At 60.0% G+C, this 17,055-nt stretch carries 20 protein-coding genes; 7 read left to right on the top strand and 13 right to left on the bottom strand.

The window, feature by feature from the left end:
- Positions 1-167: 167 nt before the first annotated feature.
- The 6 genes from LDN84_RS22215 to LDN84_RS22240 all read right to left on the bottom strand — a co-directional run bounded on the left by LDN84_RS22215 (position 168) and on the right by LDN84_RS22240 (position 6,483).
- Positions 168-1,091, bottom strand: a complete 924-nt coding sequence (locus LDN84_RS22215; protein ID WP_223906077.1) for an ABC transporter permease — start codon at positions 1,089-1,091, stop codon at positions 168-170.
- Positions 1,088-2,149 carry an ABC transporter permease gene (locus LDN84_RS22220; protein ID WP_223906079.1) on the bottom strand — a complete coding sequence of 354 codons (1,062 nt, stop codon included), beginning with the start codon at positions 2,147-2,149 and terminating at the stop codon, positions 1,088-1,090. The genes LDN84_RS22215 and LDN84_RS22220 overlap by 4 nt, the downstream gene beginning before the upstream one ends.
- Entirely contained in the window at positions 2,146-3,699 is a 1,554-nt protein-coding gene (locus LDN84_RS22225) for an ABC transporter ATP-binding protein (protein WP_223906081.1), read from the bottom strand. The genes LDN84_RS22220 and LDN84_RS22225 overlap by 4 nt, the downstream gene beginning before the upstream one ends.
- Positions 3,700-3,716: 17 nt before the next feature.
- On the bottom strand, positions 3,717-4,646 hold the full coding sequence (locus LDN84_RS22230) for a 5'-methylthioadenosine/S-adenosylhomocysteine nucleosidase (RefSeq protein WP_223906083.1): 930 nt from the start codon (positions 4,644-4,646) through the stop codon (positions 3,717-3,719).
- A gap of 18 nt (positions 4,647-4,664) precedes the next feature.
- A complete protein-coding gene (locus LDN84_RS22235; protein WP_435405956.1) occupies positions 4,665-5,603 on the bottom strand; it encodes a BMP family protein in 939 nt (312 codons plus the stop codon).
- Between the two features lie 250 nt (positions 5,604-5,853).
- Complete coding sequence (locus tag LDN84_RS22240) at positions 5,854-6,483, bottom strand: tRNA-uridine aminocarboxypropyltransferase (RefSeq protein ID WP_223906086.1); 630 nt, start codon at positions 6,481-6,483, stop codon at positions 5,854-5,856.
- A gap of 566 nt (positions 6,484-7,049) precedes the next feature.
- On the opposite strand from LDN84_RS22240, the gene LDN84_RS22245 reads away from it, so the two are divergent.
- On the top strand, positions 7,050-7,301 hold the full coding sequence (locus LDN84_RS22245) for a hypothetical protein (RefSeq protein WP_223906088.1): 252 nt from the start codon (positions 7,050-7,052) through the stop codon (positions 7,299-7,301).
- 110 nt (positions 7,302-7,411) lie between these two features.
- Here LDN84_RS22245 and LDN84_RS22250 read toward each other — a convergent pair whose 3' ends face one another.
- On the bottom strand, positions 7,412-7,732 hold the full coding sequence (locus LDN84_RS22250) for a DMT family transporter (protein ID WP_223906090.1): 321 nt from the start codon (positions 7,730-7,732) through the stop codon (positions 7,412-7,414).
- 232 nt (positions 7,733-7,964) lie between these two features.
- Between LDN84_RS22250 and LDN84_RS22255 the strand changes: the two genes are divergently transcribed.
- The 4 genes from LDN84_RS22255 to LDN84_RS22270 all read left to right on the top strand — a co-directional run bounded on the left by LDN84_RS22255 (position 7,965) and on the right by LDN84_RS22270 (position 10,408).
- The gene (locus LDN84_RS22255; RefSeq protein WP_223906092.1) at positions 7,965-8,540 is read left to right on the top strand and encodes a cytochrome b; all 576 of its coding nucleotides are present in this window, start codon (positions 7,965-7,967) and stop codon (positions 8,538-8,540) included.
- Between the two features lie 23 nt (positions 8,541-8,563).
- Positions 8,564-9,136, top strand: coding sequence for a YceI family protein (locus LDN84_RS22260; RefSeq protein WP_223906094.1), 573 nt, complete (start codon positions 8,564-8,566; stop codon positions 9,134-9,136).
- 83 nt (positions 9,137-9,219) lie between these two features.
- On the top strand, positions 9,220-9,795 hold the full coding sequence (locus LDN84_RS22265) for a YceI family protein (protein WP_223906096.1): 576 nt from the start codon (positions 9,220-9,222) through the stop codon (positions 9,793-9,795).
- 67 nt (positions 9,796-9,862) lie between these two features.
- Complete coding sequence (locus tag LDN84_RS22270; RefSeq protein ID WP_223906098.1) at positions 9,863-10,408, top strand: c-type cytochrome; 546 nt, start codon at positions 9,863-9,865, stop codon at positions 10,406-10,408.
- 51 nt (positions 10,409-10,459) lie between these two features.
- Here LDN84_RS22270 and LDN84_RS22275 read toward each other — a convergent pair whose 3' ends face one another.
- The 6 genes from LDN84_RS22275 to LDN84_RS22300 all read right to left on the bottom strand — a co-directional run bounded on the left by LDN84_RS22275 (position 10,460) and on the right by LDN84_RS22300 (position 14,154).
- Positions 10,460-10,999 (bottom strand): DUF2946 family protein, encoded by a 540-nt coding sequence (locus LDN84_RS22275; protein WP_223906100.1) that lies wholly within the window; start codon positions 10,997-10,999, stop codon positions 10,460-10,462.
- Positions 10,992-12,044 (bottom strand): YheT family hydrolase, encoded by a 1,053-nt coding sequence (locus LDN84_RS22280; RefSeq protein ID WP_223906102.1) that lies wholly within the window; start codon positions 12,042-12,044, stop codon positions 10,992-10,994. Before LDN84_RS22280 ends, LDN84_RS22275 begins: the two co-directional genes overlap by 8 nt.
- A gap of 3 nt (positions 12,045-12,047) precedes the next feature.
- Positions 12,048-12,497, bottom strand: a complete 450-nt coding sequence (locus tag LDN84_RS22285; protein ID WP_223906104.1) for a YybH family protein — start codon at positions 12,495-12,497, stop codon at positions 12,048-12,050.
- Positions 12,498-12,545: 48 nt separating this feature from the next.
- Positions 12,546-12,953, bottom strand: a complete 408-nt coding sequence (locus LDN84_RS22290; RefSeq protein WP_223906106.1) for an OsmC family protein — start codon at positions 12,951-12,953, stop codon at positions 12,546-12,548.
- Between the two features lie 247 nt (positions 12,954-13,200).
- Positions 13,201-13,677, bottom strand: coding sequence for a GNAT family N-acetyltransferase (locus LDN84_RS22295; protein ID WP_223906108.1), 477 nt, complete (start codon positions 13,675-13,677; stop codon positions 13,201-13,203).
- 264 nt (positions 13,678-13,941) lie between these two features.
- Entirely contained in the window at positions 13,942-14,154 is a 213-nt protein-coding gene (locus tag LDN84_RS22300) for a DUF4172 domain-containing protein (RefSeq protein ID WP_223906110.1), read from the bottom strand.
- A 560-nt stretch (positions 14,155-14,714) separates the two neighbouring features.
- Between LDN84_RS22300 and LDN84_RS22305 the strand changes: the two genes are divergently transcribed.
- Positions 14,715-15,677: an IS1595 family transposase gene (locus LDN84_RS22305; protein WP_223906112.1), complete on the top strand. Its 963-nt coding sequence runs from the start codon at positions 14,715-14,717 to the stop codon at positions 15,675-15,677.
- Positions 15,678-15,809: 132 nt separating this feature from the next.
- Positions 15,810-16,940, top strand: a complete 1,131-nt coding sequence (locus LDN84_RS22310) for a Fic family protein (protein WP_223906114.1) — start codon at positions 15,810-15,812, stop codon at positions 16,938-16,940.
- Positions 16,941-17,055 lie beyond the last annotated feature (115 nt).

A 17,055-nucleotide genomic window follows, 5' to 3' on the forward strand; every position in this document is an offset into this window, starting at 1 on the left:
GTATAGATTGAAGATTCCAGGAAGCATCACTGTCCCGGGATAACCCGTGCAACGGCATGGAATCCCATGCAAAAACCGCAAAACCGTCTGTTCGAAGAGTCATGCAGATCACATTGAATGTTAACGCGCATGCTCTGCTTTTTGGCTTTTCAAATGGCCGTCTTGTTTTAACGCTCCCCCTTGCGATACGGCTTCATCAGCGCCTGCGGGTAGCTGGCCTTGCGTGCCACCAGCACCAGCGCCACGATGGACAGCACATAAGGCAGCATCAGGTACAACTGGTAAGGCAGCACCGCGTCACCCATCTGCTGCAGCCGCAATTGCAACGCGTCAAAAAAGGCAAACAGCAGCGCCCCCAGCAGCGCCTTGCCCGGCCGCCAGGAGGCAAACACCACCAGCGCCACACAAATCCAGCCGCGCCCATTCACCATGTTGAAAAAGAAGGCGTTGAAGGCCGATAGCGTCAGGAACGAACCCGCCACGCCCATCAGCGCCGAGCCCGCCACGATGGCCCCGGTGCGCACCGCCGCCACCGACACACCCTGGCCTTCGGCCGCCTGCGGGTTCTCGCCCACCATACGCACCGCCAGACCGACCGGGGTTTTGTAAAGCACGTAAGCGATCACCGGCACCAGCAGCAAGGCCAGCAGCGTCAGCGGAGTTTGCTGCGCCAGCACCGGCAAGCCCAGCCAGTCCATGGCGGCAAACGGCGTGATGGTTGGCGGCGTGGAGACCTTGGGAAAACTCACCCGGTAACCGTAATAACTCAAGGCTGTGGCCAAGAGCGTAATGCCCAGACCCGACACGTGTTGCGACAGCGCCAGCCCCACCGTCAGAAAGGCATGCAGCAGGCCCAGCGCTGCCCCGGTGAGTGCCGCCACCGCCACCCCCAGCCACAGCGGTGCGCCCAGATACACCGCCAGCCAGCCGGTGAAAGCCCCAGCCACCATGATGCCCTCGATCCCTAAGTTCAGCACCCCGGCGCGTTCGCACAACAGCACACCCAGCGTGCCCAGGATCAGCGGTGTGGCAATGCGCAGCACCGCGACCCAGAAGGCGGGATTGGCGAGGATGTCCAGAAATTCGCTCATTGCCACCTCACCCGGTATTGCGTCAGCAAGGTAGCCACCAGCACCGAGATCAGCGAGGCGGCCACGATCACATCGGCGATGAAGGTGGGCACGCCGACCACCCGGCTCATGCTGTCCGCCCCCACCAGCACACCCGCCACGAACACACTGCCCAGCATCACCCCCAGCGGGTGCAGGCCTGCCAGCATGGCGATCACGATGCCGCTGTAGCCGTAGCCGGGGGACATGTCCAGCGTCAGGTAGCTGGTGCGCCCGGCCACCTCAATGGCCCCGGCCAGGCCCGCCAGCCCCCCCGAGAGCAGTGCCACCAACACCACCGTGCGGGTCACCGGCACACCGGCAAAGGCGGCGGCGCGGGCATTGGCCCCGACGGCACGAATGTCAAAACCCAGCACCGTGTATTTCATCAGCGCCCACAGGCCCACTGCCAGCGCACAGGCCCACAACAGGCCGGTGTGCACACGGGTTTGCGGAATGAGTTTGGCCAGCTCCAGATCACCAAGCAGCACCACGCTTTGCGGCCAGCCCATGGCGGTGGGGTCTTTCATCGGGCCGTCCAGCATCAGCGACACCAGCAACAGCACGATGAAGTTCAGCAGCAGCGTGGTCACCACCTCGTCCACACCCAGCCGGGCTTTCATCAGCGCCGGGCCGAGCAACAGCAAGGCACCGGCCAGCGCGGCAGCCAGCATCATCAGCACAAACAGCAGCGCCGGGGGCAGATCAAAGCCGGTGCCACCATGCAGGCCACCGACCGCCACGGCGGCCAGCGCGCCCATGTACAACTGGCCTTCGGCGCCAATATTGAACAGCCGCGCCTTGAAGGCCACCGCAGCCGCCAGGCCGGTGAGCATCAGCGGGATGGCGCGGGTCAGCGTCTCGGACCAGGCAAACACCGACCCAAAACCACCTTGCAGCAGCAGGCCATAGGTGCGTCCCACCGGCGCACCGGCCCACAACACCAGCAGGGCGCTGATCAGCAGCGTGAACAGCACGGCACCCAGCGGTGCCAGCACCAGCGCGGCAGATGAACTGTGGGTGCGCTTTTCGAGCCTCATGCGTGCGCCCCTACCCCGGCCATGGCCAGGCCAATGGCTTCGCGGCTCCAGTCCAGCGCGGGCTGGGCGGCCGTCATGTCGCCAGCGTGCATCACCGCCACGCGGTCGCCCAAGGTCAGCACCTCGTCCAGATCGTCCGAGATCACCAGCACCGCCGCACCGGCATCGCGCGCGGCAATGAGTTGCGACTGCACATAGGCCACCGCGCCAATGTCCAGCCCCCAGGTGGGTTGATGGGCAATGATCAGGCGTGGGGTTTGGGTTGAATTGGTCACTATTAAATTTGTAGCTTCTTGCGCAGGATTCATAAGCGCTCTACCCAGAATAAGCTTTTGCATATTGCCGCCAGACAAGGAGCGGGCGGCCACCAGCGGGCCGCCGCCACGCACATCAAAGGCCGCCATGACTTGCTGCGCATAGGTCCGAGCGCGGGCGCGGCGCACCCAGCCCCAGCGTGAAAACACCGAGCTGCGCAGACGCTCGGAGACGGCGTTTTCCCACACCGGCAAATCACCCACCACACCGACGGCATGGCGGTCTTCCGGGATGCGGGCAACCCCCCGCGCCACCAGCTCGGCCGGGTGGGGCGGCAGCGGTTGGCCCAGCAAGGTCACCGTACCAGACTCTGCGGCGCGGGTGCCGCACAGCAGCTCGGCCAGCGCCACCTGGCCGTTGCCCGAGACCCCGGCAATGGCCACCATCTCGCCCGCGTTCAGGGTGAGGGACACCCGGTTCAGCCGTTCGCGCCCGGCCCCGGTGCTGACCTGATCCAGCACACACACCGGTGCGCCGACCGACCGGGCCGGGCGGCGCACCGGTGGCTCAATGGCGTGGCCGACCATCCACTGCGCCAATTGGGCTTGTGTGGTACCGCTGGCCGGGGCTTGCGCCACCAGCTTGCCGGCACGCAGCACCGCCACGCGGTGCGAGACCCGCAGCACCTCGCCCAGCTTGTGGCTGATGAAGATGATGGACAGGCCCTGCGCCACCATCTGCGCCAGCACCTCAAACAGGCTCTCACTCTCCTGCGGGGTCAGCACGGCGGTGGGTTCGTCCAGTATCAAAATACGGGCACCGCGGTACAAAGCTTTCAGGATTTCGACCCGCTGGCGTTCGCCAACGGACAGGCTGCCGACCTTGGCCTTGGGGTCCACCATCAAACCAAATTGCTGGCCCACGGCCAGCAATTTGTCGCGCGCGGCACGCTGGCGCGTGAGCGGTTGCCACAGCGGCTCAGAGCCCATCATCACGTTGTCGAGCACGCTCAGGTTGTCGGCCAGGGTGAAGTGCTGGTGCACCATGCCAATGCCGGCGGCCAGCGCGGCTTTCGGGTCACCGGGCGCAAGCAACTGGCCATGAACCTCAATCTGCCCGGCATCGGCGGTGTAGTGACCAAACAGGATCGACACCAGCGTGGACTTGCCTGCGCCGTTTTCCCCCAGCAGCGCCAGCACCTCGCCGCGGCGCAGCTCCAGCGAGATATCGCTGTTGGCCACCAAATCACCAAAGCGCTTGCTGATGCCGCTCAGGCGCAATACGGGTTGGGTCATCACAACGGACCTGGGCGCTATTTCCAGGCGGCCAGGAAAGCCAGCAAGACCTTGGCGGAGTTGTTGGCCGCAATGCTCAGGAACGTGTCCATCTCGTTCTCAGTCCCGCCACCACCGGCCAGGTCACTCAGGGAGCGAAAAGCGATGAACGGCACACCATTGCTGTAGGCCACCATGGCGGTGGCTGCAGTTTCCATGTCCAGCACATTGGCTTCAAAGGTGTTGAACACGTATTCCCGAAACGCACGGTTGTCGACAAAAGCCTGGCCCGAGACACCGTTGCCACCCACCACCAATTTGGGGGAGTGGGTCAGGCACTGCTTGGTGGTATCACAGGCATCCAGCACCGTACCCTGAACAGATCGGGCCAGCGCCAGCAGTTGGGCATCGGCTTCAAACCAGAATTTGCTTTCTTCACTGTGCCCGTCTGAGCGCACCGTCACCGGGCGCGGGTGCAGCATGCCAAAGTTGGGCAGCTTGACATCGTCCATCCAGGGCGGCGCACTGTATTTGCCGGGTGCGGTTTCCCGTGCCATCAAAACCTCCAGGTACTGCCCCCATCGCTGGGCCACCGTCACGTCACCAATGTTGAGCGCCGGGTTAACGCCCCCGGCGATACCGCTAAAGACCAGGTGGGTGACATGAAAACGATCCAGCACCAGCTGGGTGGTCATGGCCGTGTTGGTCATGCTGACCCCCGAGAGGAACAGCACCACCGGTTTTCCCTGCAACACCCCGGTGGTGAAACTCACCCCGTTCACGGTGTAGCTTTGCGGGGCGTCCACACGCGACAACAACAAGGCCAATTCGCCCTGGAACGCGGACAACACCGCAATACGTGGTGTGTCATCCAGGGTGCTGGTGGCCCGGCCCGCACCAGGCAGCAGGCCCGTCAAGCCCACCAGCAAAGTCAAATAACGCAACCAGCGGGATACGTGTAGGGACATGGCAGCGTGGTCGATGGATTATTTGGCGCTGGACTTGGGCTGGCTGTCGTCCACCTTGACGCTGAACTTGCCATCCACAATGTCCTTCTCTTTGGCCTTGAGTTTGGCCACGATGGCCGCAGGCACCTTTTTCTCAAACGTGCCCAATGGTGCCAGCGACGAGCCCTTGAACTTCATCATGGCGTAGGGGCCGTAGTCTTCGGCGGTGAACTTGCCTTCTTTGACCAGCTTGATGGCGCGGTCAGCCGCGGGCTCAAAGTGCCACAGGGCCGAAGCCACCACCGTGTCGGGGTACTGCGCCTGGGTGTTGATCACATTGCCGATGGCCAGTTTGCCCTTCTCTTTGGCGGCATCACTCACACCAAAACGCTCGGCGTACATCACGTCGGCCCCTTTGTCAATCATGGCGAAGGCGGCTTCCTTGGCCTTGGGTGGGTCAAACCAGCTGTTGATAAAACTCACGCTGAATTCCACCTTGGGATTGACCTCTTTGGCCCCCGCCATGAAGGCGTTCATCAGGCGGTTGACTTCGGGAATGGGAAAACCACCCACCATGCCGATCTTGTTGCTCTTGGTCATACCACCAGCGACCATGCCCGACAGGTAGGCGGGTTCCTGGATGAAGTTGTCAAACACGCTGAAGTTGGGGGCCATGGGCTTGCCGGAGGAGCCCAGCAGGAACGACACCTTGGGAAAATCCTTGGCCACCTTGCGTGCGGCGGCTTCCACCGCAAAGGCTTCGCCCACAATCAACTGGTTGCCAGCGGTGGCGTACTCACGCATGACGCGTTCGTAGTCGGCGTTGCTGACGTTCTCACTGGCTTTGTATTCAATCTCACCACGCGCTTCGGCGGCTTTCAAGGCAATGTGCAGGCGGCTGACCCATTGCTGCTCAAAGGGCACGGTGTACACGGCGGCCACTTTGAGTTTGGCCTGCGCCTGGGACAGGCCCGGCATCAGGGCCACCAGGGAAGCCGCCAGAACAACAGCCTGGCGACGGGTGAACGGTTTCACATGCATAGATTTCTCCAGTTGAGGACACTACAAAATTTATAGCTGCTTGCGCTTGTCAAACATGCGCCAGAGGCCTATTTCTCATACAAAGCAGGCAAGCATGTTGTGTGCCAGCGTGTGCGGCCGCCAAAGCCACGCGCGATGTCCGTCTGCCGACTTGTACGGGCACACGCACACACCAAACAGGCGCAGTCTAGCCCTGATTTGGTGCCAACGACTTGCCGGACATGACCAAGTTCTGTTGTTGCTTCACAAAACCATCGAACGCGGCCAGCAGAGGCTGGAACTTGGCGGGGGGGTGCTCCAGTTGCGCCAGTGCTGCGCAGGTGGCCTCCAGCGTGGAAAGCTGTCCGGGCTGATGTGCCTTGCGAATCAGGTAGCCTGATGTGGGCGCGTCTTGGAGCGACAAGCGTGGCAGACCCTGTAGCAGGCGGCTTAAATGCAGCATTTTCCGGCTTTTGCGCCAAGTGGCATCCAGCACCACCAACCGGATTTTCGATGGGTCGCTGAGCTGAGTCGTGTCCAGCGGTGCGGGCACTTGGTGCCCGGCGTGGGCCGTGGGCGGATACAGCAGCACGGTGTACTTGGGTTCGGGCATCGCCGCGCGCAGCACGGCATCATCAAAAGCCTCACCCACCCGAATGCGGCTGCCAGGCAAGCTCAGGTGCAACAGACGGGCCGTGTTCTTGACGTGGCTCACTTCCAGTGGATGCTGCAGGATCAGCACCTCGGTGGCATGGGCCGTGGGAGTCACCCAATGGCAGATACAGGTGCCTTGAGGCCGAAGGCAGGCGGTACAAAGCAGGCGTTTGGAGGGCAACATGCGCAGGGGGTTCCCACAGGATACGGTCCCTGTTTGGCCACGTGGGTGGGTTGATCCGTCTTTTGTAACAAGATGTCTCAGGATGGAGCCGCTATCAGCCGCCTGGTTGGGGCCGCTAACGGCCGAGAAATTTAAAACTTCCGAACAAGGTCTTCAAAAAACGCCGATGGCAACCATTACATATCAGGTGCACGGAGCCTATGGAAAAGCGCATTCGGGTGCTTCGCGGTATTCTGCGCAGCTCATGGGAACACACTGGGCACGTGTGAACTGGGTTCTTTTTACTCACAAACATCCATACCTCCTTTACTTTCGCACAAATAAGTTAATTTGTTGTCAGCGCTATCCTGCGTTTTTGACACGTTCACGTGTATAGACACAAAAAGTTACAAATTCGGCGCAGTATAGGTCTTACATATGACATCTTTTTTATATGGGACTTTAGGCCCAGTCCCATGCCGCTTTTCTGGCTCACCGTGCGAAACCCCTTGGCGCAACCCATTCAAGCATCAGACAGCCCGCCTGCATTGGCGGGGTGACAATCCCCCCAACACCAGGAGCCCTCTATGACCACCCATCCAAATCCCCCACACGATGCCACCCCACCCACGCTGTGCGAGCCATGCGCAGGTATTCAGCGCAACTGGCGGCGCGCGCCGGGCCATGCCGAGCTGGTGCAAGGCATCAATCACAAGATAGAGCGCAGCCACGGACTCGTTACTGTGACCCGCTACGTGTGTGATCACTGTGGCACGGTATGGAACTATGAAAACGACAAGACCAATCAGCATGCAGGTTGGTCGATCATGGGCCAATGAACCGTATCCCTGAGGCCTGAGCGGGATGCGCGGGACAACATCAAACTCGAAATCACCACCGTGGCGGACAAGACGAAGCCACAAAAAAGCGGCGTGTCCTGAAAATGGGATTAGTCCGCACCTTGCAACTGCAGGCCCACAATACCCAGCACCACCAGGCTGATACACACCAGTCTGGCCCAGCTGGCGGGTTCATGAAAAACCACCATACCAACCATCGCAGTGCCAGCGGCACCCATACCGGCCCACACCGCGTAGGCAGTGCCGATGGGCAACACTTTGAGCGTGAGGCTCATGAGCCAGACACTGAGAATGGCCGAGCTGACCGACACCACCGTAGGCCAGGGTCTGGTGAAGCTGTCTGACAGCTTCAACGTGACCGAAAAGACCACCTCCAGCACGCCAGAGACCAGCACTATCACCCACGCCATGTTTGTAGTGCCCACAACCAGCATCTTGCGCTCCCGGATGATGTCAAAACCCCGGATTCTAGGAGCCTTCCACTCTGGCCAGGGCATCCTCAAGCAAGTCGGCGAGTCTTCAATCATTGAATTTTATTGAACATTGCCAACAATCCGATTGAATTCATTTGCACTGAAGCCTTTCTAAACTGACGGCACTTGTTCAGGAATTCCCCTGACAAACCCTTTTTGGAGAGCTGTTTTGACCCAAGACCGATCCGGCCTGAACACCACCCAGAGCCACTACTCCTTTGTCGCCATCACCCTGCACTGGTTGCTGGCACTGGTCGTTGTGAGCATGTTTGTGATGGGCGTTTACATGACCGATTTGCCGTTTTCACCGGCCCGCCTGAAACTCTACAACTGGCATAAATGGGCCGGCATCAGTTTCTTGCTGCTGTCTGTCTTGCGCCTGCTCTGGCGTGCCACACACCGTCCACCAGAGCTGCCCAACAGCATCCGCCAGACCATGCCAGCCTGGCAAAGCCGGGCTCACCACGCCACCCATCACCTGCTGTACGTGCTGTTTTTTGCGGTACCACTGCTGGGCTGGGCGTACAGCTCGGCCGCTGGTTTCCCGATTGTCTGGTTCGGCCAATTCGCGCTGCCAGACCTGCTGCCCGCCGACAAAGCCTTGGCCGAACTGATCAAACCATTACACATGGCCTCCGCCCTGGCACTGATGGGCCTGGCCGGCTTGCATATCGCCGCCGCCCTGAAACACCAATGGATTGATCGCGACGGCTTGCTGCTGCGCATGATGCCCGGGCGCACCTGAAGCTATTGAATGGAGCACACATGATGAACACCCCACAGACCCTCACCGTCCTGGTATCCGCCCTGCTGGCCAGTTTGGCCCTGCCCGCCGCTGCGCAGCAAAAGCTGCTGCCCGCACAAAGCGAGTTGAACTTTGCAGCCAAACAAATGGGGGTGCCGATCAACGGGCATTTCAAGAAATTTGACGCACAAGTCAGCTTTGACCCCGCCAAACTGGCCTCCAGCAAAGTCGCGTTTACCGTCGACATGGGCAGTGCCACGCTGGGCTCCAAAGAGATGGACAGCGAGTTGCCCACGGCCACCTGGTTCAACGTGCCGAAATTTCCCCAAGCCAGCTTCAACTCTTCAGCCATCAAGGCATTGGGTGCGGGCAAATTTGAGGTCACGGGACAACTGGCCATCAAAGGCCAGGTCCAGAATGTGCAGGTGCCTTTGAGCATGACACAAACCGGTGCCATCACCGTGGCCACTGGCGTGTTGCCCATCAAACGGCTGGCCTTCAAGATTGGTGATGGCGACTGGGCCGATACCTCCATGGTGGCCGACGACGTGCAGGTCAGGTTCAAGCTGTCTTTGAGCGGCGTGAGCAAGCTGTAAGCACGCGGCCAGCCCTGCTTGAATTGTTTTTTTCCTCTGGTTTTCTCCCCTTTTTATTTTCCCCAACCTTTTCAGGAGTTTTGATGCGTTCCACACTTTTACCCCTCGCCGCCGCCCTTGCCTTGCTCGCCGGTACCGCTACAGCCAACGCCGCCAGCTACGCCATTGACCCGGCTCACACCTATGTGACCTTCGAGATTGGCCACTTTGGCACCAGTACCAACCGCGGCCGTTTTGACAAGAAGGAAGGCAGCGTTGAGCTGGACCGCGCCGCCAAAACAGGCAAGGTCAACATCGTGGTGGACACCACCTCCATCAACACCGGTTTTGCCGCCTTCAACAAGCACCTGCAAAGCGCCGACCTGTTCGATGCAGAAAAATTCCCGACCATGACGTTTGCAGCGGACAAGTTCAGCTTCAACGGCGACAAGGTGGCCGAAGTCACCGGTAGCCTGACCCTGCTGGGCAAAACCCAGCCCTTGACACTGAAGGCCACCAACTTCAATTGCTACGACAGCCCCATGCTCAAGCGCGAAGTGTGTGGTGGTGACTTTGAAGGCACGCTGGATCGCACCCAATTTGGCATGAACTATGGCATCGACTGGGGTTTCCCGAAAAACGTGCACCTGGTGGTGCAAGTTGAAGCCGTCAAGCAATAAGCGGCTTGCGGGGGTGACCTCTATAATTTTGAGGTAGATCAACTCCACACACCCCCAAGAGACCACCATGAGCAACCACCACCCCACCAGTGCGCACGATGCACATGCGACACCCAGCCCCAGCCTCTTCAAACAAGTGTTCAACCTGGTGGTGTTGCTGGCGCTGCCCGTGCTGGTGGTGGGCTCTCTGATTGGGTATTACAAGGCACATGACAGCGTTGGCCCCGGCAGCTTGTCGGAAGAAGCCGTCGAGGCCCGGATTCAAAAGGTTGGCATGTTGCAACTGGGTGCCGCCAAGCACGAGCTGAGAACTGGTGAAGCTGTTTTCAAAGCTCAATGCACTACCTGCCACACCGCAGGCACGCTGGGTGCGCCCAAGTTCGGGGATGCCGCCGCCTGGGCTCCACGCATCGCCACCGGTTTTGACGCACTGCTGAATTCGGCCATGAACGGCAAGGGCAATATGACCAAGCAAGGTGGCGCTGCGTTTTCTGACTACGAAGTGGCCCGCGCGGTGGTCTACATGGCCAATGCAGGCGGTGCCAAATTTGCCGAACCCAAAGCGCCAGAGGGTGCCGCGGCTCCTGCCGGAGCAGCTTCCGCCGCCCAATAACTTTTTACACGCTTTTTAGCAGTGTAGCCCTTGCTAGATAAGCGCAAACAGCTACATATTGTGTAGCGCTTCAGGGCTTCTGACAAAACCGAACCGGGTTTGCAAGTCGCCCCGCAACACGTCTTGCAGCGGCCAGCGGCCCTGCTCCAGTGCTTGGGCAGCCAAGGCCATGTCCTGGCTATGCACCAGGCCCAAACCCAAGTCGGCTTCCAGGTACAACCAGCCCTGTTCGTCCAGCCAGCAGCCCGACACCTGCGCCATGCGCCCGGTGTGATCTTGCACGCTGCCATCGGGCTGCAGCCGCCAGACCAGCGGTGTGGCGAGCAACTCCACAAACACCCGTTGTGGCCCATTCTGAAAATACCAGCAGCCCCGCGCATCGGGCGCGTAGTTGCGGGCAATAAAGTCCAGCAATTTGCCGTGACGTAATTCCGCGCCTTTGCTGCCCGGCGTGCCCCCGGCAAATGGCCCACAGGCCTGCGCACGTTCATCACGCATGAACCAGTTGCCACGCGTATCGAGTCCGAGCCAGCCGTAGCAGTCTGGCACGTTGGGCCATTTGGCCATGGCTTGTTTGACGATGTCATCCATCCACATTTCCTTTAAGTGTCAAGCCCGATTGTTGGGCCAGCCAGGTAAGCACCGCCGCCGGCATGGTCTGAATGTGCCCCGGCCACGGCCCGCGGGCAAAGCCCACATGTCCGCCATGGAGCGGCTGCCACAAACTCACGTGGCGCCCGACCTGACTGGCGCGCGGCAAACTGCTGGCCGGTACAAACGGGTCGTTGCGTGCATTCACCACCAGCGTCGGCAGCATCATGCCAGCCAGGTGGGGCTTGGCCGAAGCCCGCGCCCAATAGTCTTCGGTGTTCCTGAAGCCATGCAGCGGAGCGGTGAACACATTGTCAAACTCGTACAAAGTGCGTGCGCCCAGCAGGGCCTGCGGCTGAAACAGGCCGGGGTGCTGGGCCAGTTTTTGCATCGCCTTGGGCTTCATGCTGCGCAAAAACATGCGGGTGTAGACGCTGCGGTTAAAGCCCCGGCCCATGGCTTGGCCACTGGCGGCCAAATCCACCGGCGCTGAAATACTGGCCACCGCACTGGCCTGCAGCCGCCCCTGGCTGCCCGCTTCTTGCGCCCAGCGCAACAGCGCATTGCCGCCCAGTGACACACCCACCACCATCAATGGGCGCGGGGTGCACTGGCGCAGGCGCGTCAAAATCCAGCCAATTTCTTCATAGTCGCCCGAGTGGTAGGCCCGTGCCGCACGATTGATTTCGCCACTGCAGCCGCGAAAGTGCGGCACCACAAAACTCAAGCCACGCTGTTGTGCCACCTGTGCAAAGGCCAGCGCATAGTGGCTGTGCGACGAGCCTTCCAACCCATGAAACAACACCAGCAGCGGTGTTGGAGTTGCGGCCGAACCTGCCTGGGCATCACACCAATCCACATCGATGAAGTCGCCATCCGGCGTGGTCCAGCGCTCCCGGCGGTAGTGGATGGCGGCCAGCGCCGCTGGCTGTGCATGGCGCACCCGCAGCGCGGGCCAGATGGTTTGCAGGTGGCCCCCAGGCAGCCACCATGGCGCTATGGATTCAGTAGCTTCTTGCGCTTGATTGGAGGGGGCTACAGGCACAATTTAATGCAAAACATGGGGGACGGCCGTGATGTCTTCATTCTCACGCGGGTTGCCCGGGCTGGCATGGTGCGCCACCAGCCGCCAGCCTTGCGCGGTTTTGTGATAGACGTTGGTGGCCATCACAAAGGCATCCATCGGGCCTTCCTGGGTCAGGATGCCAATACGCTCGCGCACACTGTGGATGCTGCTGGCCAGGCCCTCGATTTTGCGCACGTCTTGCGCGGCAATACGCAAGTTTCCATTGGAGAACATGGATTCAAAGGCGGCGCGAATCGCCACCAGGCCCACCATGCGGGGGCCGCCGGGGTGGATGCAGATGACATCATCCTCATCGGCCCAACAGGCCATCAGGCGGTCGATGTCACCGGTTTGCAAGGCTTCGTAAAAGCTGGTTTCAATGTCGTCGGCAGAGCCGCCAACGGTGGCTGCAATTTTTTGGGCTTTGGACATGGGTGGTGTATGAAGAGTAAGCCATGATTTTGACCGCATTTGTGCCGCTCATGTGGCGCGCACGACGGTGGTGGTGATTTCGGTCGTCACACGGGTCATCAGCTTGTGCACCGGGCACTTTTCTGCCACGGCGGTCAGTTGGGCAAACTCGGCATCGCTGAAGCTGCCGCTGATCACCAGCCGGGTGTTGAGTCGGTACACCCCGCTGCGCTCCTGGCTGTTGTCGCTGACCACTTCGGTGTGAATGTCATCCACCGCAATGTTCTTTTTACGGGCAAACCACATCACCGTCAAGGCCTTGCAAGCCCCCAGGGCCGCGTCGTACAAATCATGCGGGCTCGGGCCTGCATCCTCACCACCTTCGGCCGCGGACACGTCCGTGTCGAACTGGTGATCACGAAGGTGGATGGTCTGCGCCAGTTGGGTGCCCGGCTTGTGCTGGAGGTGAACGGACATGTGGTCTCCTGTGTGGGTGTTTTCCAGTGTAAAACAGGCCCCCTGAGGCGGTTGCAGGGGCAAGAGTGCCCATCCGCAGACCAAGCCTTCTCTGTCCGCGGGATCTGTTGGAGCCACTTATACCCGCACCCGTGAATGGCACGTCGCCGCGAGGTGCTGCAAGCAGAGGTGGTGCAGACTTTGTAGTTGAATCTGCGTGTCAAATTGGCCTATAGGGCAGGTAGAACTTGCGCAAGCAGCTATCAAGTCAAGAGCAAATTGCTGCCAGCAGCTTGCTCATTCGCGCATTCGCCAACACCACCCCAGCCCGTTCTACCTGCTGGCGCGCGTCCACACCAAAGCCCCATTTCTGGAAAAACGGCTCGGCGCTCAGGCTGACATCGGCAAACAAACAGCCTATGCCCTGGGCCGCTGCCGACTGGTGGAGATGCGCCATCAGCGCCCGTCCCACGCCACGCCCGGCAAAGGCCCCGGCCACAAAGAAATGATCCACGTAGCCAGAGTCTTGCAGGTCTGCAAAGCCGGCGATGCAACCGTCCACCTCGGCAATAAAAGGCCGGTTGCCCCGCACCCGCTCGCCCCACTGCGCCGCATCGTACTGACAGGGCGCCCACACATCCAACTGTTCGGCGGTGTAGTGATGGCGGGCCAAATCATGTACCGATGAATAGAAGACGGCGCGCAAAGCGGGTTCGTCGCCGGGGTGGAAGTTGCGGATGAGCATAGGGGAGTGTGGCTGGAGCCCAAGGTTGCAGGTCAGAGAGTCATCCAATTTTTGAAGCGCCATTGTGCGTTCACTCAAGGCTTAAGCGCAGGCTGCTCCCGGCCGAAACTGCGCTTTCTCTGTGGCATCCATCACCACGGCCTGACTGGCGATGCACGCTTGAGTGAAAGCCTGCACAAACCATGGCACCCAGGGTGTAGCGTCAATCGTGCTGGCCCCGGGGTTGACGCCACGCAGGCGCTGCGCATGGTTGAGTGCGTCGTCCTATGTGGCACGGGTTTTCAGCATCTGGTGGGCCAAGCCAAATACACACACCAGCGCAACGTTGGCCTGCTCCAGCCCAATGGCACCTAACAAACCCAGCAGTCGGCCTTGCTCCAGCCAGGCTTGGTCCAGCGCTGGGGCCAGTGCGGCGGCATCCAACGTGAGCAATGGCCATGCGCTGTACTGCCGGATGTAGTGTGGGGAGGTGGGCATGAGGCGCATTTTGGGTAATACGGCTCAAAAAGTGAGGTGTATTTACAAGGATACGACTCAGCCAAATAAAAATAGCCATTGTCTGATGGAGATGTGCATGGTTTGAATGTGGCAAATTTATGTGTCCAATTGGCGTCTATCCCATGTAATACGTGCGCAAGAAGCTATTGAATAAAGAGTATCCAGACCCACTCAATCCGGATGCGGACGGAACAACCCTAAACAGCGAATCGCACCGAGTAATCCTATTTTTTTGAGTCACCAGCCGCCAACGTGCGCCAGGCCCCTTACGCTCTGGTGCAATGAGGTTACGGCGGCTCAAGTCTGCCAGCAGGTTTTTGACCCGGTTGCGCTTTTGTGCATCGCTCAATACATCAGGCAATTTGGCCTGCAGCACCGCTTCCAGCTCCTCACCGGCTGCGCCACGGCCGCAGGCACGCGCAGCAGCACGGGCTGGTTTTGGTGATGTGATGCCAAATTGGGCTATGTCTGAATTAGCTGTTGAAAGATATGTGAGCTCAGCCTAAAGTGAAGGAGAAGAGTAGTCATGGAGGAGCAGCATGAACCCTAGCGACTTTGCCAAACTTCTCAGTCAGCTGGAATCTCTGAGCACCAAGCAGCTGGCAAGGGTACGAGAAACCCTCAAAGGGCTTCCCCATACGTCAGGTGCAGCCATTGCTGGCGTACTTCAGGGCCCCAACGTGTGCCCCAACTGTCAGGCCCCAGCCGAACAACTACGACCTTGGGGACACAGCCATGGGCTGCCACGCATGCGCTGCCAGGCCTGCGGCAAAACCTGCAATGCGCTCACCGGCACGCCCTTGGCACACTTGCGCAAACGCGAACAATGGCTTGGCTATGCACAGGCATTGATTGAGGGCGTGAGCGTGCGCCAGGCCGCCCAATGCTGCAGCGTGGATAAAAACACCGCATTTCTCTGGCGGCATCGATTTCTGCAGGCCGCTGCCACACATCGCCCCGCGCATGAAGGTGGAATTGTCGAGGCTGATGAGACCTTCTTTCTGGAGTCCTTCAAAGGGCAACGCAAGCTGCCCCGGTGCGCACGCAAACGTGCTGGGGTGGGTGCTGCGTGGGAGCACATTGCCGTATTGGTAGTACGTGATCGCAGCGGACAAACAGCTGATTTCCGGCTACAAAAAATCGATGCATCCCATATCACCGACGTGCTTGACCCCTTGGTGGACAAGGATGCCATCCTGTGTACGGATGGTGCGCGGGTTTATCAAAAGGTTGCTCGCAATATGGGCCTGACCCATCGCGCTATCAATGTTCACAAGGGCATACACGTCATTGAGGGGGCTTTCCATATCCAAAATGTCAACGCTTATGACAGTCGCCTCAAGCAGTGGATGAAACGCTTTCACGGGGTGGCTACCAAGTATCTAGAAAACTATCTTGGCTGGCGGCGCATGTTGGAGCGCTACCGCCAAAGCATCTCTCCAGCCATTTGTCTGAGTGAGGCTATGGGGAGATTCCAATTGCAACAGCTAATTCAGACATAGCCCCAAATTGGCCCATAGCCCAGGTGGAACCTTCGCAAGCAGCTATCAAAAAAGCAGTTAAAGAACTTGGCAAATCGTATTGCTGTGACATTCGCCGCGTAATGTGCGGCGAATAAAGCCCATAATCGCCGCATGTACCCTCACCGCCCCACCCTTATCGCCCGCTACATCTGGCAACTTCCCGACTGGCCATCTCTGCGCTATGACGCCTCTGCGCTGGCAGCCCCCCTGGCCCAAGTGCATCGGGCACAGGGTCAACTCATGGGGCGCATGGCAGAGCTAGGCATGGCCCAGCGTGATCAAGCCACCTTGCAAGTGCTGACGCAAGAAGTCATCACCACCAGCGAGATAGAAGGCGAACGCCTCAGCCTGGATGTTGTGCGCTCGTCCATCGCTCGCAGGTTGGGGCTGGACATTGGTGCCCTGGCCCCCAGCGACCGGCATGTGGACGGCGTGGTGGATGTGGTGCTGGATGCCACGCGCCATTTTGAGCAGCCACTAAGCCCGGAGCGCCTGTTTGGCTGGCACGCGGCCTTGTTCCCCACCGGCTACAGCGGGCGGATGCGCATTACCGTGGCGGCATGGCGCCTTGACGCCAGTGGCCCCATGGAAGTCGTGTCTGGTGCAGTAGGCCGGGAGAAAGTGCACTTCACCGCCCCACCCGCCAGCAGCCTACCCGCGCAAACCGATGCGTTCTTCCAATGGTTTGAAGCTGCCCCTGTGGGCGACGCGCTCATCAAAGCCGGACTGGCTCACCTGTGGCTGGTGACGCTGCACCCGTTTGACGATGGCAATGGCCGCATCAGCCGAGCCGTGGGCGACATGGCGCTGGCCCGCGCGGAAGGCACCAGCCAACGGTTTTACAGCTTCAGCGCACAGATACAGCGCGAACGCAAAGACTATTACCACCAACTGGAAGCCACCCAAAAAGGCCCGCTGGATGTAACACCCTGGCTCAACTGGTTTTTGGGCTGCTTGCTGCGCGCCGTGCAGGGCGCAGAGGCCACCTTGGCTGGCGTGCTGGACAAGGCCCAGTTCTGGCAACGCTGGGCTGGCACGCCCATGAACGCGCGGCAAACCACCGTACTGAACCGCGTGCTGGACGGCTTTGAAGGCAAGCTCACCAACGCAAAATGGGCCGCGCTGGGCAAATGCTCTGCGGACACCGCGCTACGCGACATCAACGACCTGCTGGCGCGGGGTGTACTGCGCAGGCTGGAGGGTGGCGGGCGCAGCACAGGGTATGAGCTATGTGTCAAATAGGCCTGTAGCTCAGGTAGAACAAGCGCAAGCAGCTATTAAAAGCAAAGCAATTAGATTGGAAAGTTGGTCATAACTTTCAATTAGACAAGTATGCAATTTAAATTGGTCAGAACTT

Source organism: Rhodoferax lithotrophicus (assembly GCF_019973615.1).
GTDB lineage: Bacteria > Pseudomonadota > Gammaproteobacteria > Burkholderiales > Burkholderiaceae_C > Rhodoferax > Rhodoferax lithotrophicus.